Source organism: Paenibacillus paeoniae (assembly GCF_003388735.1).
GTDB classification, from domain to species: Bacteria; Bacillota; Bacilli; order Paenibacillales; family Paenibacillaceae; genus Pristimantibacillus; species Pristimantibacillus paeoniae.
Map to the genome: position 1 here is coordinate 1,460,068 of NZ_QUBQ01000001.1, position 21,322 is coordinate 1,481,389.

General features: G+C 47.1%; 24 protein-coding genes. 20 read left to right on the plus strand and 4 right to left on the minus strand.

Annotated features, from left to right (window positions below; all coding sequences use genetic code 11):
- Positions 1-133 precede the first annotated feature (133 nt).
- The 5 genes from DX130_RS06555 (at position 134) to DX130_RS06575 (ending at position 7,258) form a co-directional block, all read left to right on the plus strand.
- Positions 134-1,846, plus strand: coding sequence for a proline--tRNA ligase (locus DX130_RS06555; protein WP_116043766.1), 1,713 nt, complete (start codon positions 134-136; stop codon positions 1,844-1,846).
- 145 nt (positions 1,847-1,991) lie between these two features.
- Entirely contained in the window at positions 1,992-2,894 is a 903-nt protein-coding gene (locus tag DX130_RS06560) for a LysR family transcriptional regulator (RefSeq protein WP_116043768.1), read from the plus strand.
- A 141-nt stretch (positions 2,895-3,035) separates the two neighbouring features.
- Positions 3,036-5,321, plus strand: coding sequence for a 5-methyltetrahydropteroyltriglutamate--homocysteine S-methyltransferase (gene metE / locus DX130_RS06565; RefSeq protein ID WP_116043770.1), 2,286 nt, complete (start codon positions 3,036-3,038; stop codon positions 5,319-5,321).
- A 189-nt stretch (positions 5,322-5,510) separates the two neighbouring features.
- Entirely contained in the window at positions 5,511-6,611 is a 1,101-nt protein-coding gene (locus DX130_RS06570) for a DUF3626 domain-containing protein (protein WP_116043771.1), read from the plus strand.
- A gap of 197 nt (positions 6,612-6,808) precedes the next feature.
- Positions 6,809-7,258: an acetyltransferase gene (locus tag DX130_RS06575; protein ID WP_116043773.1), complete on the plus strand. Its 450-nt coding sequence runs from the start codon at positions 6,809-6,811 to the stop codon at positions 7,256-7,258.
- A 30-nt stretch (positions 7,259-7,288) separates the two neighbouring features.
- Here DX130_RS06575 and DX130_RS06580 read toward each other — a convergent pair whose 3' ends face one another.
- Positions 7,289-7,492 (minus strand): DUF6199 family natural product biosynthesis protein, encoded by a 204-nt coding sequence (locus DX130_RS06580; RefSeq protein WP_116043774.1) that lies wholly within the window; start codon positions 7,490-7,492, stop codon positions 7,289-7,291.
- A 217-nt stretch (positions 7,493-7,709) separates the two neighbouring features.
- Here DX130_RS06580 and DX130_RS06585 point away from each other — a divergent pair, with 217 nt between their 5' ends.
- Entirely contained in the window at positions 7,710-8,597 is an 888-nt protein-coding gene (locus DX130_RS06585) for an ABC transporter permease subunit (RefSeq protein ID WP_116043776.1), read from the plus strand.
- Positions 8,594-9,511 carry an ABC transporter permease gene (locus DX130_RS06590; RefSeq protein WP_116043778.1) on the plus strand — a complete coding sequence of 306 codons (918 nt, stop codon included), beginning with the start codon at positions 8,594-8,596 and terminating at the stop codon, positions 9,509-9,511. Before DX130_RS06585 ends, DX130_RS06590 begins: the two co-directional genes overlap by 4 nt.
- A 105-nt stretch (positions 9,512-9,616) precedes the next feature.
- On the opposite strand, the gene DX130_RS26855 is transcribed toward DX130_RS06590, so the two are convergent.
- On the minus strand, positions 9,617-9,793 hold the full coding sequence (locus tag DX130_RS26855) for a hypothetical protein (protein ID WP_240644327.1): 177 nt from the start codon (positions 9,791-9,793) through the stop codon (positions 9,617-9,619).
- Here DX130_RS26855 and DX130_RS06595 point away from each other — a divergent pair.
- The 11 genes from DX130_RS06595 (at position 9,758) to DX130_RS06645 (ending at position 18,151) form a co-directional block, all read left to right on the plus strand.
- The gene (locus DX130_RS06595) at positions 9,758-10,288 is read left to right on the plus strand and encodes a TetR/AcrR family transcriptional regulator (RefSeq protein ID WP_240644470.1); all 531 of its coding nucleotides are present in this window, start codon (positions 9,758-9,760) and stop codon (positions 10,286-10,288) included. The two genes, DX130_RS26855 and DX130_RS06595, sit on opposite strands and share 36 nt — an antisense overlap.
- Before the next feature lie 17 nt (positions 10,289-10,305).
- Positions 10,306-11,316 carry an ABC transporter permease gene (locus DX130_RS06600; RefSeq protein WP_116043781.1) on the plus strand — a complete coding sequence of 337 codons (1,011 nt, stop codon included), beginning with the start codon at positions 10,306-10,308 and terminating at the stop codon, positions 11,314-11,316.
- Entirely contained in the window at positions 11,309-12,160 is an 852-nt protein-coding gene (locus tag DX130_RS06605; protein ID WP_116043782.1) for an ABC transporter permease, read from the plus strand. Before DX130_RS06600 ends, DX130_RS06605 begins: the two co-directional genes overlap by 8 nt.
- A gap of 29 nt (positions 12,161-12,189) precedes the next feature.
- Positions 12,190-13,809 (plus strand): ABC transporter substrate-binding protein, encoded by a 1,620-nt coding sequence (locus tag DX130_RS06610; protein ID WP_116043784.1) that lies wholly within the window; start codon positions 12,190-12,192, stop codon positions 13,807-13,809.
- A 51-nt stretch (positions 13,810-13,860) separates the two neighbouring features.
- Entirely contained in the window at positions 13,861-14,856 is a 996-nt protein-coding gene (locus DX130_RS06615; protein WP_116043786.1) for an ABC transporter ATP-binding protein, read from the plus strand.
- Positions 14,831-15,796 carry an ABC transporter ATP-binding protein gene (locus tag DX130_RS06620; protein WP_116043788.1) on the plus strand — a complete coding sequence of 322 codons (966 nt, stop codon included), beginning with the start codon at positions 14,831-14,833 and terminating at the stop codon, positions 15,794-15,796. The genes DX130_RS06615 and DX130_RS06620 overlap by 26 nt, the downstream gene beginning before the upstream one ends.
- Positions 15,797-15,841: 45 nt before the next feature.
- Positions 15,842-16,267 carry an OsmC family protein gene (locus DX130_RS06625; protein WP_116043790.1) on the plus strand — a complete coding sequence of 142 codons (426 nt, stop codon included), beginning with the start codon at positions 15,842-15,844 and terminating at the stop codon, positions 16,265-16,267.
- A 138-nt stretch (positions 16,268-16,405) separates the two neighbouring features.
- The gene (locus DX130_RS06630; protein ID WP_116043791.1) at positions 16,406-16,927 is read left to right on the plus strand and encodes a ribonuclease domain-containing protein; all 522 of its coding nucleotides are present in this window, start codon (positions 16,406-16,408) and stop codon (positions 16,925-16,927) included.
- Positions 16,920-17,189, plus strand: a complete 270-nt coding sequence (locus DX130_RS06635; protein WP_116043793.1) for a barstar family protein — start codon at positions 16,920-16,922, stop codon at positions 17,187-17,189. Before DX130_RS06630 ends, DX130_RS06635 begins: the two co-directional genes overlap by 8 nt.
- Positions 17,190-17,226: 37 nt before the next feature.
- Positions 17,227-17,532: a hypothetical protein gene (locus tag DX130_RS06640; protein ID WP_116043794.1), complete on the plus strand. Its 306-nt coding sequence runs from the start codon at positions 17,227-17,229 to the stop codon at positions 17,530-17,532.
- A 52-nt stretch (positions 17,533-17,584) separates the two neighbouring features.
- Positions 17,585-18,151: a hypothetical protein gene (locus tag DX130_RS06645; RefSeq protein WP_116043796.1), complete on the plus strand. Its 567-nt coding sequence runs from the start codon at positions 17,585-17,587 to the stop codon at positions 18,149-18,151.
- A 75-nt stretch (positions 18,152-18,226) separates the two neighbouring features.
- Here DX130_RS06645 and DX130_RS06650 read toward each other — a convergent pair whose 3' ends face one another.
- The gene (locus DX130_RS06650) at positions 18,227-18,640 is read right to left on the minus strand and encodes a hypothetical protein (protein WP_116043797.1); all 414 of its coding nucleotides are present in this window, start codon (positions 18,638-18,640) and stop codon (positions 18,227-18,229) included.
- Between the two features lie 206 nt (positions 18,641-18,846).
- On the opposite strand from DX130_RS06650, the gene DX130_RS06655 reads away from it, so the two are divergent.
- Together DX130_RS06655 and DX130_RS06660 are read left to right on the plus strand one after the other, a co-directional pair.
- Entirely contained in the window at positions 18,847-19,356 is a 510-nt protein-coding gene (locus tag DX130_RS06655) for a hypothetical protein (RefSeq protein WP_116043799.1), read from the plus strand.
- 65 nt (positions 19,357-19,421) lie between these two features.
- Positions 19,422-20,306, plus strand: a complete 885-nt coding sequence (locus tag DX130_RS06660) for a hypothetical protein (protein ID WP_116043800.1) — start codon at positions 19,422-19,424, stop codon at positions 20,304-20,306.
- On the opposite strand, the gene DX130_RS06665 is transcribed toward DX130_RS06660, so the two are convergent.
- Positions 20,303-21,259 (minus strand): LysR family transcriptional regulator, encoded by a 957-nt coding sequence (locus DX130_RS06665; protein WP_116043802.1) that lies wholly within the window; start codon positions 21,257-21,259, stop codon positions 20,303-20,305. The genes DX130_RS06660 and DX130_RS06665 overlap by 4 nt on opposite strands.
- Positions 21,260-21,322: the final 63 nt, after the last annotated feature.

Genomic DNA, 21,322 nt, shown 5'->3' on the forward strand with positions numbered 1-21,322 from the left:
CGGCCAACGGCCGTTATCAGCATAAGGACCGCGCTTGCTAGGCTGCGGTCGAATATAGGGTGGTACCACGGCGCTTTCGTCCCTGACGAAGGCGTTTTTTTGCGTTTATTTATAGGAAGAAGGAGGTTTGTTTATGTATCAAAGTCGATTGTTATCAACCACATGGAGGGAAGCGCCAGCTGATGCCGAAGCCGTTAGCCATCAACTTATGCTGCGTGCGGGGCTTATACGCCAGCTTGCGGCGGGTATTTATACGTATATGCCGCTTGGCAGGAGAGTGCTGCGGAAGGTTGAGCACATTATTAGAGAAGAGATGGACCGGATGGGCGCGCAAGAGTTGTACATGCCTGCTATGCAGCCCGCAGAGCTGTGGAAGGAGTCGGGACGGTTTTTTGATTATGGACCTGAGCTAATACGATTTCAGGATCGCCATAACCGGGAGTTTGCGCTTGGCCCAACGCATGAGGAAGTGATTACAACGCTTGTTCGTGCCGAGATTAATTCCTATCGGAGGTTGCCGCTAACCCTCTATCAAATTCAAACGAAGTATCGAGATGAGCGCCGTCCAAGATATGGCTTGTTGCGCGGACGGGAGTTTCTGATGAAGGATGCTTATTCCTTCGATATAGATGGGGATGGTTTGGATCGTTCTTATTGGCAGATGCACGAAGCTTATAAGCGAATTTTCAGCCGTTGCGGTATCCGGTTTCGCGCTGTTGAAGCGGACGCGGGTACGATTGGCGGCGATGGCGGCACGCATGAGTTTATGGCACTGGCTGATATCGGCGAAGATACGATAGCCGCATGTACACATTGCGATTACGCTGCAAATCTGGAGAAAGCGGAACCTGGACCGTCCAAAGATAAGGCAAAGGGGGCTCCGGATGACGCCCCAGCTCTGGAGAAGGTGCACACGCCAGGCATACGAACCATCGATGAACTGGCAGCATTTTTGCAAATTGGTCCAAAAGAATGCATAAAGACACTCGTTCTAAAGGTGGATCAGCAACTGGCAGCTGTAGTCCTTCGAGGTGATCATGAGCTTAATGTATTAAAGGTAAAACATTATCTTCAAGCGAATGAGGTGACTTTGGCAGAGCCGGAGGAAGTATTGCGTGCTACGGGTGTTCCTGTAGGATTCCTCGGCCCTGTCAATCAATCCTTGCCGCTGTTGATTGACCGTACTGCTGCTGATATGGTGACAGCAGTTGCGGGGGCGAATGAATCAGATTATCATTACCGGCATGTCAGGCTGTGGCTAGATATAGCGGATCATTCCGTTGGAGATTTCCGCAATGTTACAGAAGGTGAGCACTGTTCTCGATGCGCAGAGGGGACATTGACGTTTCATCGGGGTATAGAGGTTGGTCATGTATTTAAGCTGGGCACCCGATACAGTGAGAAGCTTGGAGCACGATTTCTTAATGCATCGGGACAGGAACAATCATTTGTTATGGGGTGTTATGGAATTGGCGTTTCCCGTATTCTGTCCGCTGTCGTCGAACAGCATCATGATGAGACAGGTATCATATGGCCGATGTCGATTGCACCGTATCAAGTGCATCTGATTCCAATTTCGATCAAGAACGAGCATCAGATGGGAGCGGCTCATGATTTATATACGCGTTTGCAGAGTATGGGGATAGAAGCGTTATTGGATGATCGGGATGAGCGACCTGGTGTCAAGTTCAAGGATGCCGATCTGATCGGCATTCCCATAAGGATTGTAATCGGGAAGGATGCTGAGCAAGGGATGGTGGAGTATACGGAACGGAGAAGGCTGCAAAAGGAATCTCAGCGGATAGAAGAAGCGGTGGAGCGTATACGCCAAACCATAACAACTTAGACAGCAGCAGGCTTTCTCTTGTTTCCTGAGGACGGCATGAACTTTATTTTTGATAAATGCGGATCGTCTGTCACGCCTATTATTAGGTATAATGAGAGAAAGACAAGCGAATGACGCATACGCACGAAAAGAGGAGGCTTATTCTTTGACTCTGCAGCAGCTGAAATATGCAATTGAAGTGGCCAATCGTGGCTCTATTAATGAAGCGGCCAAGCGGCTGTTCATCTCCCAGCCCAGCTTGTCCAATGCGATAAAGGATCTGGAAGAGGAGATGAGCATCTCGATCTTCGAGCGTACCAATAAAGGCATCTCCCTCTCCAAAGAAGGCGTGGAGTTTCTGAGCTATGCCAGGCAAGTGGTGGAGCAAGCCGAGCTGCTGGAGAGCCGGTATCTGAATTCGAAGCCTTCTCCGCAGCACTTCTCGGTATCTACCCAGCATTATGCCTTTGCGGTTAATGCTTTTGTTAGCTTGGTGCAGGAACACGGCCAGGATGAATATGAGCTGGCATTGCGAGAGACCAAGACGCATGAGATTATTGAAGACGTCAAGAGCATGCGCAGCGAGATCGGCATCCTTTACTTGAATGAATTCAATGGGAAAGTCATTAATAAACTGCTCAAGTCAGCCAATCTTCAATTTACGAGCCTGTTTACAGCGAAGCCGCATATCTTTGTAAGCATCAAAAACCCGCTCGCCAAGCAATCGATTGTGAAGATTGAGCAATTGCAGCCTTATCCGAATCTGTCCTTCGATCAAGGCGAATACAACTCGTTCCACTTTGCCGAAGAAATTTTGAGCACATTGACGCATAAGAAGAGCATTCGGGTGAACGACAGAGCTACGCTGTTCAACCTGCTCATCGGCTTGAACGGGTATACGATCTCTACAGGCGTGCTGAGCGCCGATCTGAACGGCAACGAAATCATCCCCGTGCCGCTGGACTGTGAGGAAAGTATTAATGTGGGCTGGATTTCCCATAAGAACGTCGCTTTGTCCAAGCTTGGCATGTCCTATGTCGAAGCTTTGAAGCTGGCAATAGGGCAATAATCATCAGTTAGAGTGGCTAGAAATCGATTGCTTTTTTGATATAGCTATTGGCTATAACTAGTCATAGCATAATTCAGTTACACTATACCGATGAATCCGTGTTATCTTTCTTGTAACAATTCATTTAGGGGTGTGACGAGAATGGTGAAAAGCAGTATTTTGGGTTATCCGCGTATTGGAGCGGACCGTGAGTGGAAGAAAGCGCTGGAAGCATTCTGGGCTGGCAAGCTAGAGGAGTCGGCATTCGAGAACCAACTGCAGGACATCCGTTTGAATCATCTTCGCAAGCAAAAAGAGCGGGGTATCGACCTTATTCCGGTCAATGACTTCAGCTATTATGATCATATACTGGATACAGCCGCTATGTTCGGCATCGTTCCGAAGCGTTTTGCCTATGAAGGCGGTGCTGTATCTCTTTCCGTTTATTATGGTATGGCTCGTGGAACGAAGGAAGCTACAGCAAGTGAAATGACAAAATGGTTCAATACGAACTATCACTACATCGTGCCTGAGCTTGACGGCGCAACGCCAGCGCTTACGGAGAACAAACCGTTGAACGCATACCGTGAAGCAAAAGAAAAATTGGGCATCGAAGGCAAACCGGTTATCGTAGGTCCGCTGACGTTCCTGAAGCTGTCGAAAGGCTATGATGCATCTGAAACGGATGCATGGCTGGATCGCTTGCTGCCGCTTTACGTACAACTTCTGACAGAACTTGCAGAAGAGGGTGTGCAATGGGTTCAGATCGATGAGCCAATCCTGGTTACAAAAGTATCGGAAGCAGACATTGAGCGTCTTCGTAACATCTACGGAACTATTAATAAAGCTGTACCAGGCCTAAACATTTTGCTGCAAACGTATTTCGAGTCGGTGGAGAGCTACGAGGCTGTCGTACAGCTTCCAGTACAAGGCATTGGCCTCGACTTCGTACACGGCGGTACTGCTAACCTTGCCGCAGTGAAACAGTTCGGCTTCCCGTCGGACAAGGTACTGGGCGCAGGCGTTATCGACGGCCGCGGCATCTGGAAAGCTTCCCTTCGTGAGAAGCTGTCGCTTGTACAAGAGCTTGCTGGACTTGTGTCCGCAGATCGCCTGATTGTACAATCCTCCAGCAGCTTGCTGCATGTACCGGTAACGGTAGGCAAAGAAACAAAGCTTCTTCCTGAGTTGAGGGGCGCACTTGCCTTTGCTGACGAGAAGCTGGAAGAAATCGTATTGCTGACAAAAGCATTGAACGCTGGTGAAGAGGCAATTGCTTCGGAAATCGAGCAATATGAGAAGGACGTTCTTGCATTGAGAGAGTCCAGCCAGCGTAATCGTGGCGACGTGAAACAAGCCGTAGCGGCGATCAGTGCGGGCGAACCTAGCCGTCTGCCGTTCGAAGAGCGTCATATCGCTCAACAAAACAAATGGCAGCTTCCAATCTTGCCGACAACGACAATCGGCAGCTTCCCGCAATCCGCAGAAGTTCGCAAAGCGCGTCAATTGTGGCGCAAAGGCGAGTGGAGCGAAGCTCAATACGAAGCATTCATTCAAGAGCAAATCGATATCTGGATCAAGCTTCAAGAGGAAATTGGCATTGACGTACTTGTTCACGGTGAGTTCGAGCGTACGGATATGGTTGAGTTCTTCGGAGAGAAGCTCGCAGGATTCGCATTCACGCAATTCGGATGGGTTCAATCTTACGGCTCCCGCTGCGTGAAGCCGCCAGTTATTTTCGGTGACGTGGCATTCGAGCAAGCGATGACGGTCGAAGAGACGAAGTATGCGCAATCGAAGACAAACCGTCCGGTAAAAGGAATGCTGACAGGTCCAATTACAATCATGAACTGGTCGTTCGTGCGTGATGATATTACACGTGAACAGATCGCTTATCAACTGGCGTATGCTCTGAGACAAGAGGTTGAAGCGCTGGAGCAAGCAGGCATCGGCATGATTCAAGTGGATGAGCCGGCTGTCCGCGAAGGCTTGCCGCTGAAAGAAGCGGATCAAGCATCTTATCTGGCGTGGTCGGTGAAAGCTTTCCGTCTGACGACAGCTACAGTTCAGCCTGAGACGCAGATCCACACGCATATGTGCTACTGTGAATTCCATGACATGATCGGTTCCATTGAAGCAATGGATGCGGATGTTATCTCCATCGAGACTTCCCGCAGCCACGGCGAACTGATTCACAGCTTCGAGGAGAACACTTACAAGCTGGGTATCGGACTTGGCGTATACGACATTCATAGCCCGCGTGTCCCAGGCGTTGAAGAAATGACGAACATGATCGACCGTGCTTTGCGCGTACTTGATCCGAAGTTGTTCTGGATCAACCCAGACTGCGGATTGAAGACACGCGGTCAAGAAGAGACAGTTGCTTCTTTGCGCAACATGGTTGAGGCTACACAAATCGCTCGTAATAAACATGCTGTACAGGTTTAATACAAGTCTATTCCAAGTACAGAGACAGCGATTGGATAGAGTTTATATAAAAGAGCAGGCGCTTAGGCGTTCTGCTCTTTTTTACATTTCCCCTTCTAGTGATCATAGCTCATGCTTATCATTCACAAGAAATCTGCTATGATAGGAATTGAAAGTAAGTCGGAGTTCATCTAAACAGGAGAGAGCCTTATGTCCAATACCTTAACAAAAGCGCAGCGACTGGCGATTGATCATATTTCTGAATACGCGCAATCCCGCAAAGATGATGCGCGCTCCATTATAAAAGAAGTGCTCGTTATGTCTAACATAACGGAAGAGAAGCTGGAGCAAGCGCTAGCGAACATGATGATGCATGCCCAGGTTGCCTTACATTTTCATCCGGATCGTTTGAACCCGAAGATGAAGAGTATTGCGGAAGCTTTGCTGGATGAAGGCGTCTATAAAAGTCAATTCGAGACGTTGCTGTCTAATGGCAGCGTATCCGCATATCCAGGCGGTCAAAGGGATCTATGGGAAGAGAAACTGTTCGGCGGGGCGTATCAGTTGGAGGGAACCGTTCATGCAGAGCGTCCCAAGTACGGTGCGCTCAACTTGATGCTTCATCCGGACGGACCTGCCCCGCGGTTCGGATCATGTTATTTTCTATTGCACCCGCATGTCTCTGGACGTTGTACGTTCACCTATCTGGACTCGCATCAAGAGCGGGAGGAGAAGGGAAGCTACGAGCAATTCGACTTGGTGCTGGCAGCTTTGCTGAGCGACACGTTTACGAATGATTATGCGATCGGCGAGAAGGGCCTGACACCTGGCAGCTTGGTGGATCATTTGCTGAATGGTCTTGGTCTTCCGCTGCTCGATCCCTCCAAGCGGCCGGCGAATCGTAATTTGAACCATTACATAGAGACGCAAGTACACGGAACGATTTCGTTGAAGGAAGATGTAGAGGCGCTTGTTGCCGATCCATCCTTTAAAGGTACAAAGATCGGTTTTTGGCTGGAGCGATTGTGCCAATTGTATGCGATCAAGCTCTATTGGCATGGGGGCTTTTCTTTAGCCGTTGCAGATGTGCCTTCCGATTTCCGCGGGCCGACGATGCCCTCGCTGGCAGAGAGAATTGCTGTGAACGGTACCATTAATGCTTATGCCATCGGTGCAGCGGCAGCGGATGTAGTCAGGAATTCTGTTGCCTGGAGCCATAGAGGAAGTGCCAAAGAAGTGCTGCAAGAGTTGAAATTGTTGTGGCATGTACTCGTCCGTTATGGTAGTACCCTCCCGCTAGAAGAGGTATAATAGATGGGCTAATCTCTAACCGATGTGAAAAGCCAGATGATGACGCCGACTATCGTGCATACTAATAAAAGGAACAACAGGTTTCCCCATTTTGTTTTAGTTTTGACATGAGAATCATAGCGGTCTGGATTGCGGTCGAGAAAGCCGACTTCCAGTGTACTTAATCTATATTTAGATCCTTAAAGGAGTAACGCCATATGACTTATCCCATAGTTGCTTACCAGAATGAAACCCATGATCAGTTGGTCGACATTTGGCACCGCGCAGTCCGTGCCACCCATCACTTTTTAACAGAGCAAGATATTCAATTCTTTTACAGTATGGTAAGCGGCGGAGCGCTTGCCGAAGTGGAGATTTGGACTGCAGTTGATCAAGCAGGCAAGCCGCTTGGTTTTATCGGTCTTGAAGACAAGAAGATCGAAATGCTGTTTGTCGATCCGCTTAGTCATGGACTGGGAATTGGCAAAGCTCTCTTGAACCATGCGATTCAATTAAAAGGCAATGATATTGAAGTTGATGTAAATGAACAAAATGAAGGCGCACATACATTTTATCTCAAATGCGGCTTCCAGCAGATCGGACGTTCGCCGCTGGATGGTTCGGGAAAGCCGTTCCCACTGCTTCATCTGAAGCTGCGCTCCAAGTAAGTCAGTGCCAACAGCTAAGTTCTCGGCAGTTTAATAGAAAATACCGCTCAGCAGAAAAATGATGCCGACAAAAATAGCTACGATACCGCCAAACTTGGTCATCAGCAGATAACCTTCGCTTGGTTCAGAGTCGCCCTTTACTTTCCAGCCCTCATTGATATACCAAGCAAAATCCGGCTTTATAAGGTTAAGGATGCCTAATGCAATGAAGATCAAGCCAAAAAATACGAACATTCGATCCACTCCTTTACAAAGAAATACGCACAATACAAGGACAAGATTCCAATATGTTCCTGATGTTGATTCGGATTGTCCATTATGGAAAACCGTCGCAAGCGAATAAGCTTAGGCGGTTATTTCTTTATGTAAATTTTTGGACTTATGAAATGAAGAAAGTTAAAGCTATAATAAATTCATCCAAATAATAGTAGAGAGAGAAGGGACATTCACTATGCCGAAAGCGGCACAGATGACCATTATTATTCCGGGCATTCTTCTGTTGGTATGTCTATTCGCCATGATGCCGGTCGTGCTTCACTTCGGCCCGGGCGACGGTGGGCTGCAGTTTTCATGGGGTCAAGGATTTCAAAGCTTAAAAGATTACATCACAGGTCTGGGAACAGGGGAATCATTCACCTATTATTCTGGCAAGAACGAGCATCATTTCTGGGAGCGAATTGGCAGCTACTTTCTCACTTCATTCTATTATGTGGCAGCTGCAAGTATACTGGGCTCAGCCATTGGCATATTCGTAGGTATCTATTTTGCGGTATCGAAGGCGGGTTGGGCGAAGAGCATCGCTGATTTTGTTGGCGCGTTGCCTGATTTTGTAATCGTGCTGATCCTTCAATTTATCATTGTGCTTATTGCCAAAGAAACCGGGGTCGTCTTGTTTGAAGTTGCAACATTAAGCGCGGATGATCCGGCGGTCGTGCTTCCGCTTCTCGCGATGATCATTATTCCGGCTAATTACATGGTTCGCAATGTAGCGATGCAGATGAAGCTGACGCTAACGGAAGATTACATCAGCAACGCCAAAGCAAAAGGCTTGGGCAAGATATATATTATTTTTTATCACGGCTTGCCAAATGTACTGCCTTATGTAAAGGGCGATCTGCATAAGCTGATGGGCATTGTGATGGGCAATCTGTTTATCGTTGAGTATCTATTCAACAACAAAGGGGTGTCCATACTCCTATTCGCCCATGCGTTCGTTGGAGGAGAGTATCAATATGACATCGTAGTAAACGGATTATTTTCATTTCTGCTCCTTTATGGGCTGGGCTACGCCTTATTGAGAGCATTTTTATATGGGGTAGGGAAGGTGTTTCTACGATGAACAAGACGCTGCTTGTTGGCTTGGTGGTTACCGGAATGATGATTTTCATCGGCCTCTTCGGGCCGCTGCTTGCTCCGTATGGGATAGACGATCAACTTAAAATTGAATACATTGTGGACGAGGACGGGAAAGGCATGGTCATTGCGCCTCCTGTTGCCCCCAATGCGGAATATCCGCTAGGAACAGATAAGAATGGCTACGATCTTCTGACAAAGCTGCTGTATGGCGCTAAATATACGATCTTCCTAGCGATTGGCATTGCCATTGCCCGCGTAGTTATCGGGGGCTGGATCGGATTGATGCTTGGTTATTACGGTAAAGGGGAAAAGAAAAAGAAGGGTCAATCGTTCTGGAGCATGCTGAACGGCATTCCGATCTTTCTGATCGTATGGCTGATCTTGATCGGCATATCCATTAATCCGAATGCCTCGCCGTTCATGATGTCCTTGCTGCTTGCTGTCGTGTTGCTTATCATTGGCGTGCCGTCTGTAGCCACGACCGTGAAAGAAAAAACGGAGGTCATACGCGAGAAGCAGTTCGTTCAGGCGTCTGAATCGCTTGGGGCGGGAGGCTGGAAGATCATTCGCTCCCATCTGCTTCCGCATCTGAAGGAGAGCTTCCTCATCTTGATTGTGCAAGAAATTATACTGATCCTGACCTTGTTCGGGCAGCTGGCCATCTTCCATATCTTCGTCGGCGGCACCACGATGTATCCCGATCCGGCCGAATATTATAGCCGCACGAACGAGTGGGGCGGATTGATTGGACAGAACCGGATGAATTTTTACGTGAACCAATGGATCTTTTATGTGCCTCTTGTTGCTTATGTTGCACTTATTCTCGGTTTCCATCTGGTATCCAAAGGTTTGGAGAAGCGCTACGGCACCATGTTCTCCAAGCATTCGCGACTATAAGGACTCGAAAAACGGATAATCATGGATTGTCCGTTTTTTTGTGCGATCAAGAAGTTAGAATTCATTCATTGACAAATACCAAGTAAGTTTATATGATATATTGTATTAACTGACTGACCAGTCAATCGGAAGGGGCTGATTTTCATTTCTACCAGTCAACCTATATCTCAGCGTGATGTACGCAGGGAGCAGCTGCTTGCCGTAGCTGTCGAACGCTTTGCCAAGCATGGCTATCATCGAACCAAGATTTCGGATATCGTCGAGCAGGCGGGTGTTTCGCAAGGAACCTTCTATTGGCATTTCAAAAGCAAGCAAGAAATTGCCCTCGAAATTATAAGAGCCGGCCGAGAGGGACTGCTTGCGGTCATTAATCAGGGCTACCCAACAGAAGGGCGTTCGGTTGAGGAAATGGTTCGTCGTTCTCAGCGATTGCTGAAAAATATTTTTGAATTTGCGGCAGAGAATCGTTATTTCATGGAGCTGCTGCTGACAGAAAGCGGGGCGGAGGACGTCATCCGCGTCGCAATCAGAGAAACACGGATAGATATGCAAACAGCCTTCCGCAGCAATATCAAGCGGGCTGTGGAGCTAGACATGCTGCCGAATACAATTGATCTGGATATGAGATCGGCTTTTCTAGTAAGCCTGCTTGAAGGCGTCATTGCCAGATGGCTGATCGGTCCTGTAGTCGATGAATCCAAGCTTCAGCAGTTGTCTCCGGAGGAGCTGGCTGCTGAGACGGTGCGATTCGAATTTTTCGGATTGCTTGGGATCTAGAAGAAGGGAGATATATCTTGCTACGTTACACATTGCGAAGGCTTTTAGTCATGATACCCAGCTTGCTTGGCATCGTAGTCGTGACATTCATCCTTACTCGTGTATTGCCAGGCGATCCTGCCTTAATGATTACAGGCGAGCAGGCTTTGCCTGAATTTGTAGAGCAGGTACGGAAGGAATACGGCTTTGATCAACCGTTAATCGTCCAATTCGGCTCCTACATGAAACAGCTGGTACAAGGAGATTTCGGCTATGCCTGGCATACCGGACATGCTGTACTGGATGATCTTGCGACAAGATTTCCAGCTACAGTAGAGCTGACCTTGGCGAGTATGGCGATTGCACTGCTTGTTGCTTTGCCAATAGGTGTGCTAGCAGCATCACGCAAGGACTCCATGTTGGATCACACGGCCCGCGTTTTGTCGCTGATAGGCTCATCCGTCCCTATTTTTTGGCTGGGCTTGCTGATGATCTCGCTCTTCTATGCTTCCCTTGGCTGGCTTCCTGCTCCAATAGGCAGAATTAGCGGCGGCATTCATCCTCCAACGCATACAACAGGCTTATATGTGGTGGATAGCTTGCTTAGCTGGGATATGACAGCTTTGAAAAACTCGATTGCTCATTTGATCATGCCGGCACTTTGTCTCAGCATGGGTACAATGGCAGTCGTCATGAGAATGATTAGGACAAGCATGCTGGATGTAACCGAGCAAGACTATATGAGGACAGCACGTGCAAAGGGCTTGTCCGAGCGCAAGATCGTGTTCAAGCATGGACTTGTGAATGCCTTTATTCCAGCACTTACGATGATTGGACTGCAATTTGGCTCGTTGCTGGGCGGCGCTGTCATTACCGAGACGATCTTCGCTTGGCCGGGTGTAGGCAATTATGTCACAGAATCCATATTGGCTGCGGACTACGCTCCGATTCAGGCGATGACGTTGATCAGTGCCGTGCTGTATGGTCTAATTAACCTCGCTGTAGAGCTGATCTACGGCGTGCTTGATCCGAGGGTGCGCTATGAATAACACAACAAAAAGAGGATTTCCGCTAGTATGGCAGCGTCTGCTTCGCAATCGTATGGCGTTGATTGGATTGCTGCTTGTCATGATATGGATCGTGCTAGCAATTGCAGCGCCGTTTATCACGAAGTATCCGCCCAATGAAATTCGATTGGAACATAAGCTTCTTCCTCCAAGCGCCGACCATTGGTTCGGCACCGATAATTTCGGGCGAGATTTATTCAGCCGTATCGTATACGGCGGTCAAGTAACGGTATGGACAGGCTTCGTATCCATCGGCATTGCCTTCATGATCGGCGTTCCGCTAGGCGCAATTGCCGGATATTTCGGCGGTGTGGTCAGCAATGTGATTATGCGAATCATGGATACGTTGCTCGCTTTTCCATCCTTAATTCTAGCGATGGCGATTGCAGCGTCTATCGGACCGGGACTGATAGGCGCGTTGATCGCAGTCGGCATCGTAGCCATTCCTGAATTTGCAAGGTTAATGTACGGTCAGACAATCGTCATTAAGGAAAAGGAATATATCGAGGCTAGCAGGGCGATTGGCGTGAAGCATTTGTCGATTTTAAGAGGACATATATTTATCAATGCTTTTCCTCCGCTGCTTGTCCAAGTAACGCTTGGACTTGGCTCGGCAGTGCTCATTACATCAAGCTTGAGCTTTATCGGTCTTGGCGTAAAGCCGCCGACTGCGGAGTGGGGCTCCATGATTTCGTATGGCAGAGATTATATTATTTCTGGCGAGTGGTGGATGACCTTATTCCCGGGACTTGCCATTGCAACAACGATATTGGGCTTTAATTTGCTTGGAGACGGTTTGAGAGACGCTTTGGATTCCAGGCGTTAACACACTACATGTACAGGAGTGATCACACCATGTTTAAAAAAGGTTCTATATTCAAATTTGCAGCAACTTCACTATTACTAATGTCCGTCGTGATCGCAGGATGCACGAACAGTGCCAATCCGAAGGGTAATGAGACAGCACCGTCTTCAACACCTGCCGCAGGAACGGAAAATCAACCGGCCAAAGGAAGTACAATTACGATCGCCTACTCGCAAGGAGCAGGTCAAACGATGGACCCGCATGAAGCGGCTGACTTGACTTCCGCATCTTATGCGCTTGCCCTGTACGATCAGCTCGTAACGAGCGCTACAGAAGAAAAGGACGGCAAAACAGTAGGCCGTACGGATAAAGTCGTTCCCTCATTAGCTAAGGAATGGAAAGTATCCGATGATGGTTTGACGTACACCTTCACGCTAGAAGAAAAAGCGAAGTTCCAAAGCGGCAACCCGGTAAATGCAGACGCAGTTGTGTTCTCCTTGAAACGACTGCAGTCCAAAGGTGAAGGCGGCAGCCTGTATGCCCTGTCCAACATCGACAGCTTCACAAAAGTGGATGACACGACTGTTGAAATCAAGCTTTCTGCACCAAATCCGCTATTGCTGAAATACTTGGCTACCTTCACATTCTCCATCGTTGATCCTTCCGTTGTAGAAGGTCAGGCGGACGACTATTTGACACAGCATTCCGGCGGTTCCGGTCCTTTCTCTCTTGAGAAATGGGATCCGGCAACAGAAGCCGTATTCGTAGCGAACAAGTCTTACTGGAAGGGCGCTCCGCAAGCGGACAAAGTTATTGTGAAATATATCAAAGAAGCATCCAACCGTGAGCTGTTGCTTGAAAATGGCGATGTAGACGTAGCGCTGGACATTCCGACCAAAGATGTGGAGAAGCTGCGCGCCAACAAAGATTTGACGATCAGCTCGGAGTCTACAAACCGTATTGTGTACTTGGGCATGAACTCGAACATCAAGCCATTCGACAACTTGAAGGTTAGAGAAGCGATTAACTACATGATTCCGCAAGAGCAATTAATTCATAACGTGGCATATGGTCAAGCTTCACCGATGACAAGCTCGATTTCCAGCAAATCTTCGGCTCACACATCCGAAGGCAATAGCTTCAAGTTTGATCCTGAGAAGGCGAAGCAGCTTCTTAAAGAAGCAGGCTACGAGAATGGACTCAGCTTTGATCTGGTTGTAAGCTCCGCGACTCAAGATTATGAAGACATCGCGGTATTGCTTAAATCCGAGCTTGAAAAAATCGGCGTGAAGCTGGAGATCCAAAAAACAGCGCCTGCTCAATACCGTGAAATCATTAACAAGAAGGAAGCAGCTGCTTTCCTTGGCAAATATACATCCCTGGTCAATGATCCTTCGTATCACTACGGATTCCTGCTGGCTACAACAGGTGCGTCCAACTATGCAGCGTACTCCAACAAAGATGTAGACGCATTGCTGGATTCTGCAAAGTCCATTACGGACGAAGCAAAGCGCGTAGAGATTTTCCAAGAGGTGCAAAAGAAGATTACAGCCGATGCACCTTGGGGCTATCTATATGAAAGCAATCTGATCGCTGGCTTGCGCAACGAAGTGAAAGGCTATGTCTTCTATCCAGATGAAATTATCCGTTTCGTAACGCTATCTAAATAAGAGGTTAGCCCCCGATCCTCAATCGGGGGTTTTACTCCGAAGGAGGCTACCATGAAGCCATTGCTCGAAGTGTCCCATTTATCAACCGACTTTCATACTTCTGCCGGCAAGGTACGGGTCGTAGAGAACGTGTCCTTTACGCTGGCAGCGGGACAGACGCTAGGGATTGTTGGCGAATCAGGCAGCGGCAAAAGTGTAACCTCCTTATCGGTTATGAGGCTGCTTCCTAAGAAAAGAGCTGTCGTACAGGGCAGCATTAAGCTGCATGGTACAGAGCTAAGTACGCTCAAGGATAAGGAGCTGCGTAAAGTTCGTGGCAACAAAATCGCCATGATCTTTCAAGAACCTATGACGGCTCTCAATCCTGTGTTCAAAATCGGCAATCAACTGCAGGAGGCCATCATTCAGCATACAGGCAAGCGAGGCAAGCAGGCTCGCGAGCTTGCAATTCAATTGCTCAAGGATGTAGGCATTTCAGCGGCACAACAGATGATGTTGTCTTATCCTCATCAGCTATCCGGTGGGATGCGGCAACGGGTTATGATTGCAATGGCGATGTCCTGTGATCCTGAGGTGCTCATTGCAGATGAGCCTACCACTGCCCTTGATGTTACGATTCAGGCTCAAATTTTGGATTTAATGAAGGAGCTTCAGCGGAAGCGGGGAACTGCTATCGTACTGATTACGCATGATCTGGGCGTTGTTGCGGAAATGTGCGATAAGGTAGCCGTCATGTACGCCGGTCAAATCGTAGAGGAAGCGGATGTGAAGACGCTGTTCCAGTCTCCGAAGCATCCCTATACAAAAGGATTGCTGCAATCCCATCCGCAGCTGTCCGATGATCAACAGCGATTATTTTCTATAGCAGGTCAGGTTCCAACGCCAGCTCACTACGGAGACGGCTGCCGCTTTGCTTCACGCTGTTCATCCCGAATGGACATTTGCGATAAGATTCCGCCTGCGGTTACTTCTTTTGGTGATAGCCAGCATAGCAGATGCCACTTATATGGAGGTGAAGCTCATGTCAGCGCCCATACTGGAAGTTAAAAATTTGCAGAAGCATTATCCTTACAAAAAAGGACTGTTTCAAAAACCCGGATTAACGAAGGCGCTTGATGGAGTATCGCTAACTATAGAGAGAGGTGAGACGGTCGCCATCGTAGGGGAGTCGGGCAGCGGCAAAACGACGCTTGGGAAAACGCTGCTGCGTTTGATTGAGCCGACTGGCGGTGAGGTTCATTTCAAAGGAAGGGACATCACGGAGCTTTCTGCGGAACAGATGCGCAAGCTGAAGGCAGATATGCAAATTGTATTCCAGGATCCTTACGGCTCGCTTGATCCGAAGTGGACCATTGGACGCACGCTGGAAGAACCGTTGCGCACCCATCGCAGTCATCTGTCAGGGGCAGCGCTAAAGCAGGAAGTGAACGCGATGCTTGAGCGAGTGGGCCTTCAGCCGCATCATGGGGAGCGTTATCCGCATGAGCTATCCGGTGGACAACGCCAGCGGATTGGCATTGCGCGAGCTCTAATCTTGCAGCCGGAGCTGGTCGTGCTGGACGAGCCCGTATCGGCGCTGGATGTGTCAATCCAGTCTCAGATTCTAAACTTGATGCAGGACTTGCAGACGGAAATGGGACTAACCTATCTGTTCATCTCGCATGATTTGTCAGTCGTCCGATTTATTAGCAATCGGGTAGCGGTTATGTATTTGGGCAAGGTAGTGGAGATTGGGGAGACAAAAGAGGTATTTAACAACCCGTTGCACCCCTATACAGAGGCTCTCATATCTGCAATTCCAGTGCCAAACCCTAATTTGAAGCGTGAACGAATTGTGCTTGCCGGCGACATCCCAAGCCCGAGAAATCAGCCATCCGGCTGCGCATTTCATACGAGATGTCCGAAGGCGATGGCCCAATGCAAAACGCTCCAGCCGGACTTGAAGGAAATCGGATCGAAGCACTATGCGGCTTGTCACCTGTTTTAGAAAAGGTTTAATCCTGTTTTATTATTTTGTGAAGGAGAGATCGTTATGAACGTTACTACGCTTTGGGAAGGCGGGCGCGCTTTTACAGCCACAGGCCCTTCCGGCTACCCGATTCATATGGATGCTACAGCAGCTTACGGAGGAGAAGGCAAAGGCGCTACACCGATGGAGCTATTGCTTGCCGGACTTGCTGGCTGTATGGGCATTGATGTGACGATGATATTGAATCAGTCGCTTGAACAAGTAAAAACCATTCGAATGGAAACCAACGGCACCCGGAGAGAAGAAAAGCCTGCTGGCTTTACAGCGATTGAGCTCATTTTCCACGTGGAGGGCGAGCTGCCGGATTACCGGATATGGAAAGCGATTGATATGAGTCAGGAAAAATACTGCTCGGTATCGGATTCTTTGCATGCGGACATTACATTCCGGCTTATTTTGAATGGAGAAGAGCGTCCTAAAGGTGCTTAATCATCCATAAATCGAAGACATGCCTACTCCCAAGATGGAGGGGCATGTTTTTTTATGCCTGAATCATGTAAGATAGATTTCATTACTGTAAAAGAGAGATGAAGAGCGATTGCAGTAACGGAAGGGGAAGATGATACTATGCTGAAGGCGTGGAGCAAGTATGCAGGGGGATTCAAGCCGGTTTGGTTTATATCCGTATTATTGTCTTTAGCCGTTTTGTTAAGCGGCTGCGGCGCAACGATTGACGAATTATTGAACGTGTCTGGGCAGCCTCAGCATTCAAGCGGAGCTTCAGAACAAAAAGAAGAGCCGCTAACGAGTTTCAAAGGGGTCTCGGATTATATACGAAAGCATGAAAAGCTCCCCCCTAACTTTATAAAGAAGAAGGAAGCGGAAGAGCTGGGGTGGGTTCCGTCAGAGGGTAATCTGGACAAGGTAGCGCCAGGCAAAAGTATTGGCGGCGATCGATTCGGCAATCGTGAGGGGCTGTTGCCTAAAGCGAAAAATCGAAATTGGTATGAGGCCGATATTCATTATAAGGGTGGCAGACGAGGGGCTGATCGCATCTTATATTCAAGCGACGGTCTGATCTTTATGACAAGGGATCATTACAAATCATTTACCGACATTACGAAGGAAGGCAGCGTACCTCATGATTAGGACGATACAGCTTAAGCAATCTGATGCTGAACAATTTTCGGATGTGCATGATTGGCTCAAGGAGCGACTCTCGCTTCCTGAGTTTTATGGCCGCAATCTGGATGCATTATGGGATAGTGTGACGGGCATCGTGCCGCTGCCTCTGCGAATCGTATGGATTGCCGACACCGATCAAGCGGAGCGATACACCGCTTTTGTTGAGTTGTTTCAGGAAGCTGCAGATGAGTATGAGGATATAGCGTTTGAGATGGTGTCTGAGTGAAAAGAGTAACGGCGACTAAATGGAGGGGGGGATCTCTATGGATAAAGGGGTATCAGATCTCTTTGAGGAGTACTCTTTGCACTGGGGAACAAGAGGAGATCCTTATCTTTGGGAAGATTTGAAACAATATTTTTCAAATAAGGAACTTCCTTGCCCGGCGGAGCAATTCGAATTAGAGTTTTTTCTTGCTTTTGAACAGTTGACGGGCGTGTCGCTTGATAGCACACAAGAGCCATTTTTGGTACAGAAATATGCACATGGTGGCATGTCAAGCGGCTATATCAGCCCGAAGTTTTGGATGGAGACAGCGTTGCCTCTGTTAGTAGAGCGTCTAAAAGCATAAGGATAAGTCAATTCAACTCTTTCATCGAGGTTATGAAAGGAAGGTGCGGAGCATGAGTCTATTTTATTACATAGCTGCCAATCATGAGCTGCCTACAGGCTCTTTTGGTCATAAAAAGCAGGTCATGACGATTATGGAGTATTTGACGAATGTGAATCCGTCGGCAAGAGAGCAATTTGGGATGCAAGTGATGCTGGAGAAGGACCCTGAGGGCAAGCAACTTATGGAAGTTTTTGAAACGGAGGAGGATGCGGCGGGCATCTACGTCGTTCGACTGGACAATGCGGAGGTCGCAAAAGTGTTTACTTTGCCATTCGTATATCAAGTCAATCCTGAAGGCGGCTCCTACACGATCGATGATTCCTTGCAGGAAAAGATTCCGCATTTATACATTGGAAGTCAAAAGTGTGTAAGCACGCTGCTAAGCTATTTGGACGAGCAAATGAAAACAGGGGACAAGGTAGAGCTGTACAGCTGCTGGGCGGACGGTCTTGAACGTTTTGAGGAGCAGCCAATTAAGGAGCTGGAGCTAAACTGTACGATCTCGGAATGGAGCGAGCATAAGCCCTTTTCATGGAAGAAGCGCCAGCTTATTCGGTTGGTGAAGGATGTGCCATAGCAATCAAGAAATGGTTACTGATAATGAATTCTGCAGAGCTGATGTTCCTTGGACATCAGTTTTTTTATGTTTGCCTCATTCAACAAGAGATTTCATATCCTTCACAACCATTTCAATTCGATCATCTTCAGGATTGCCCTCAAAACTATATAACATTAAGACATTTGCGGCTTGATATCTTCTATGTGGTACGAGATTCGCTGTCGCTGTTTTATACTCAAAATCCTTTATTCCTTCCTTAACACCTTCACTGGACGCATATACATATATACTGATGATTTGTTTATCATTAATCAGATAAGATTCAGGCTCGATATCATTTAAAGTCATTTGAAATACATTATTCTTGTTTAAAGCTTGTTCTCCTAATAGAATCCCATGCTTCTCAAATAAATTTTTTATATGTACTAAATTGATTGTTTTCTCCCTATTTGTGCACGCTGTCATAAAAGAACACAGCACGAACAGCATTATCATAATCTTTTTCATGGTTGGCCCCCTTTTACAACTCACGAATAGTCTAACTGATAAATAACTCTACAGAGCTGATGTTCCTTGAGCATCCGTTTTTTTACGCTTGCTTAATATAAAATTGGAAATAAAGCAACATTTTACATGTTCGAGCTGTTTTAATGGTATATATAGCAAGGGTTTATTAGTGGTCAAATGGGTGGTTTTCAAACAAGGAGGTTTTTATGAAGATTAGAAAAGTATTGTTGATCAGTAGTGTACTCATAATTATAGGTGTCATATTAGGTATCGTCTATAGCCAATACAGCTTGAAGGGCTTTTTATTATGGAGAGGAATCAAGATGGATCAAGTCGTCATGACGCAACAGCTTAGTAATCCTAACGGCAGCGCTGTGCTTTACTCGAAATCCTCTAAAGCTGGAATCCTCTTTATTGAAAATTCAGGAAATCGTTATATAGAGATTAGCCATGAGTGGGCGGAAAAGAACAATAGCCCCTTCATGATGCTTGCATCTTCATATTTGTCGATCCTGGAGGGCGGAGTGCCCAAATCATCATTTATATTAGGCGGATATGGGCTTGTACAGGACGGCGAAAAATTAAAACTTCAATTAGGTGACCATTTAGTTGAACCTGAACATCATTTTTTTGATAGTGACAAAGGAATCCTCTATTTTATACATGTTGTGAAAAATGCTGACGAAATGGAGAGTTACAGCATAGTCGTGAGTTGATATGATGCAATCATTTATACAAGCGGGGTAAAAGTTCAGTTTTATGATAACAGGAGGCGGAGCGGGTGAAGAAGCGATTGTTGTTCGTGATCATGTTGATCGGATTACTCGTCTCAGGCTGTACAAAGATTGATGAAGTAACCACTATGGAAGAAACAAGCTCACCAATGGAGGTCGAGTTTGCGCAATTACGCGCTCAGCTGGAATCGGTGCAGGCCGAGCTTCGGGCTTCCAACGAAAGAAATGACATTTTAAATAAGGTGCTGGATACGATAGGCTTGGCAGCACCTGATTTTGAGAAATATCCGGAACTCGCCATCTTGTCGAATAATCCTGTTTTTGAGCGTATTGAGTTCAAGGGCGAAGGGGGAACTGTTTCAATTACAGATCCGAAGATCCTTTCGAGCGTTTCGTATCCATTTTACATTCAAGAAATTGCAGGTCTAGGCAGTCCTCCAATGGGAGATGTGGAACCAGTAGAATTGTATTTAACTACGGATCAGGGTTCGTTGAAAGCACAAATTTTGAAGCGAGACATGATGAGATTTGATGAAATAGATCCGTATTTATATTATTTAGTGGACCAAAGGTTTTATCAATTGGCAAAAGCTTTTATGAACCCGCCATCCTACTTATCGGCTGATCAATCGACAATCATGAAAATGATCGATAGCGGACTTCTGAAATCGAATCAGGATCAGTATACAACAGGAGCGGAGAGAATATTTGCTATGGCGAAGGCGTTTCACAACCTGGATAAGACGATTATTGCAAAACCTGTCCATTTAATGACGGTAGACCTCTCTCTTACTTTCTTCTATTACAGAGAAGAGATCCAATTAAACATCTATGAGAATCAGGCACAGCTTATAGATGGGAAGAATGAGACATGGTATGAGCTGCAAGAAGGTGATTCGGAATGGATGAGCCGAGTACTAACGGCAGGTTAGGATCGGGATTGTGCCCTGACTTTCTCAGTGAAGAGGATGGCCTTCTCGATGGACTCGTGCAGCAGGTTTACGAATAACGCGCCTTCTTCGCCCAGTTGCCGATTTTTCAGCTTGATCCAACCCAAATTCATTTTGTCGCTATAGCCTTCAAGCGGGATGGACATAATTCGATCATCCATAAATTCTTTTACAAGCAATCCGCTTCCCGTGGAGACGGCATCCGTATTGCATACGATATTGACAGCGGTTGCCCTATCATTCACGACAATCACCTTATTGGGCTGACGGGACGCAATCAAGTTGAATTCTTCGGAGAAATCAATCGATTCACCTTGCTTGTGTTCGAATGCCATATAGATGTAATCCGTTAACTGTTCTGCCTTTAAGGAGAGACTCCCGGACAGGGGATGTCCTTTTCGGACATAGACACAAGGCTGAATTTTTTTGACGAGATGAAATTCTATATTTCTAGTTTGCAGAAATCGCTTGATCATTTTTTCAGTCAAATTGGATGTGAAAATAACGCCAATATCCGATACCGAGGTATAGATGTCATCGATGACTTTGTCCATGCTTGTCTCCCGGATCGTCAAGTTAAATCGAGGGTCATCAATCCGGTTCACAAGCTGCACAAATGCGTCAACCGCAAAGGGATAGCGTTGGGTCGATATTGAAAACTGTAGTTCCGAAGCAACCTGCTCGGAAGCGTAGAGACTTTGAATGTACTCGTAGCGTTGAATTAAGGAATTGGCTTGGCTTAAAAATTGCCTGCCTTCCGATGTTAATTCGACGCCTTGATTGCTTCTTGTGAATATTGAAATAGCAAGCTCCGACTCCAGCTCTTTCAGCGCGCTGCTTATGCTGGATTGTGAGACGAACAGATTGCTTGCCGCTTTGTTTATGGAGCGGCACTTGGCAACCTCCACGGCATATTTAAGTTGTTGGAAAGTCATTTAGAACCTCCTTAAATCTCTTCGTTCACATCTTACCCTCCCTTTAACCAATCGGTCAATTCG

What these genes read in the sequence shown, in the direction of transcription:
- DX130_RS06555 (WP_116043766.1), top strand. Translation starts at nt 134, where the DNA reads ATGTATCAAAGTCGATTGTTATCAACCACATGGAGGGAAGCGCCAGCT.
- metE (WP_116043770.1), top strand. Translation starts at nt 3,036, where the DNA reads ATGGTGAAAAGCAGTATTTTGGGTTATCCGCGTATTGGAGCGGACCGT.
- DX130_RS06570 (WP_116043771.1), top strand. Translation starts at nt 5,511, where the DNA reads ATGTCCAATACCTTAACAAAAGCGCAGCGACTGGCGATTGATCATATT.
- DX130_RS06575 (WP_116043773.1), top strand. Translation starts at nt 6,809, where the DNA reads ATGACTTATCCCATAGTTGCTTACCAGAATGAAACCCATGATCAGTTG.
- DX130_RS06580 (WP_116043774.1), bottom strand. Translation starts at nt 7,492, where the DNA reads ATGTTCGTATTTTTTGGCTTGATCTTCATTGCATTAGGCATCCTTAAC.
- DX130_RS06585 (WP_116043776.1), top strand. Translation starts at nt 7,710, where the DNA reads ATGCCGAAAGCGGCACAGATGACCATTATTATTCCGGGCATTCTTCTG.
- DX130_RS06590 (WP_116043778.1), top strand. Translation starts at nt 8,594, where the DNA reads ATGAACAAGACGCTGCTTGTTGGCTTGGTGGTTACCGGAATGATGATT.
- DX130_RS06605 (WP_116043782.1), top strand. Translation starts at nt 11,309, where the DNA reads ATGAATAACACAACAAAAAGAGGATTTCCGCTAGTATGGCAGCGTCTG.
- DX130_RS06610 (WP_116043784.1), top strand. Translation starts at nt 12,190, where the DNA reads ATGTTTAAAAAAGGTTCTATATTCAAATTTGCAGCAACTTCACTATTA.
- DX130_RS06615 (WP_116043786.1), top strand. Translation starts at nt 13,861, where the DNA reads ATGAAGCCATTGCTCGAAGTGTCCCATTTATCAACCGACTTTCATACT.
- DX130_RS06620 (WP_116043788.1), top strand. Translation starts at nt 14,831, where the DNA reads ATGTCAGCGCCCATACTGGAAGTTAAAAATTTGCAGAAGCATTATCCT.
- DX130_RS06625 (WP_116043790.1), top strand. Translation starts at nt 15,842, where the DNA reads ATGAACGTTACTACGCTTTGGGAAGGCGGGCGCGCTTTTACAGCCACA.
- DX130_RS06630 (WP_116043791.1), top strand. Translation starts at nt 16,406, where the DNA reads ATGCTGAAGGCGTGGAGCAAGTATGCAGGGGGATTCAAGCCGGTTTGG.
- DX130_RS06635 (WP_116043793.1), top strand. Translation starts at nt 16,920, where the DNA reads ATGATTAGGACGATACAGCTTAAGCAATCTGATGCTGAACAATTTTCG.
- DX130_RS06640 (WP_116043794.1), top strand. Translation starts at nt 17,227, where the DNA reads ATGGATAAAGGGGTATCAGATCTCTTTGAGGAGTACTCTTTGCACTGG.
- DX130_RS06645 (WP_116043796.1), top strand. Translation starts at nt 17,585, where the DNA reads ATGAGTCTATTTTATTACATAGCTGCCAATCATGAGCTGCCTACAGGC.
- DX130_RS06650 (WP_116043797.1), bottom strand. Translation starts at nt 18,640, where the DNA reads ATGAAAAAGATTATGATAATGCTGTTCGTGCTGTGTTCTTTTATGACA.
- DX130_RS06655 (WP_116043799.1), top strand. Translation starts at nt 18,847, where the DNA reads ATGAAGATTAGAAAAGTATTGTTGATCAGTAGTGTACTCATAATTATA.
- DX130_RS06665 (WP_116043802.1), bottom strand. Translation starts at nt 21,259, where the DNA reads ATGACTTTCCAACAACTTAAATATGCCGTGGAGGTTGCCAAGTGCCGC.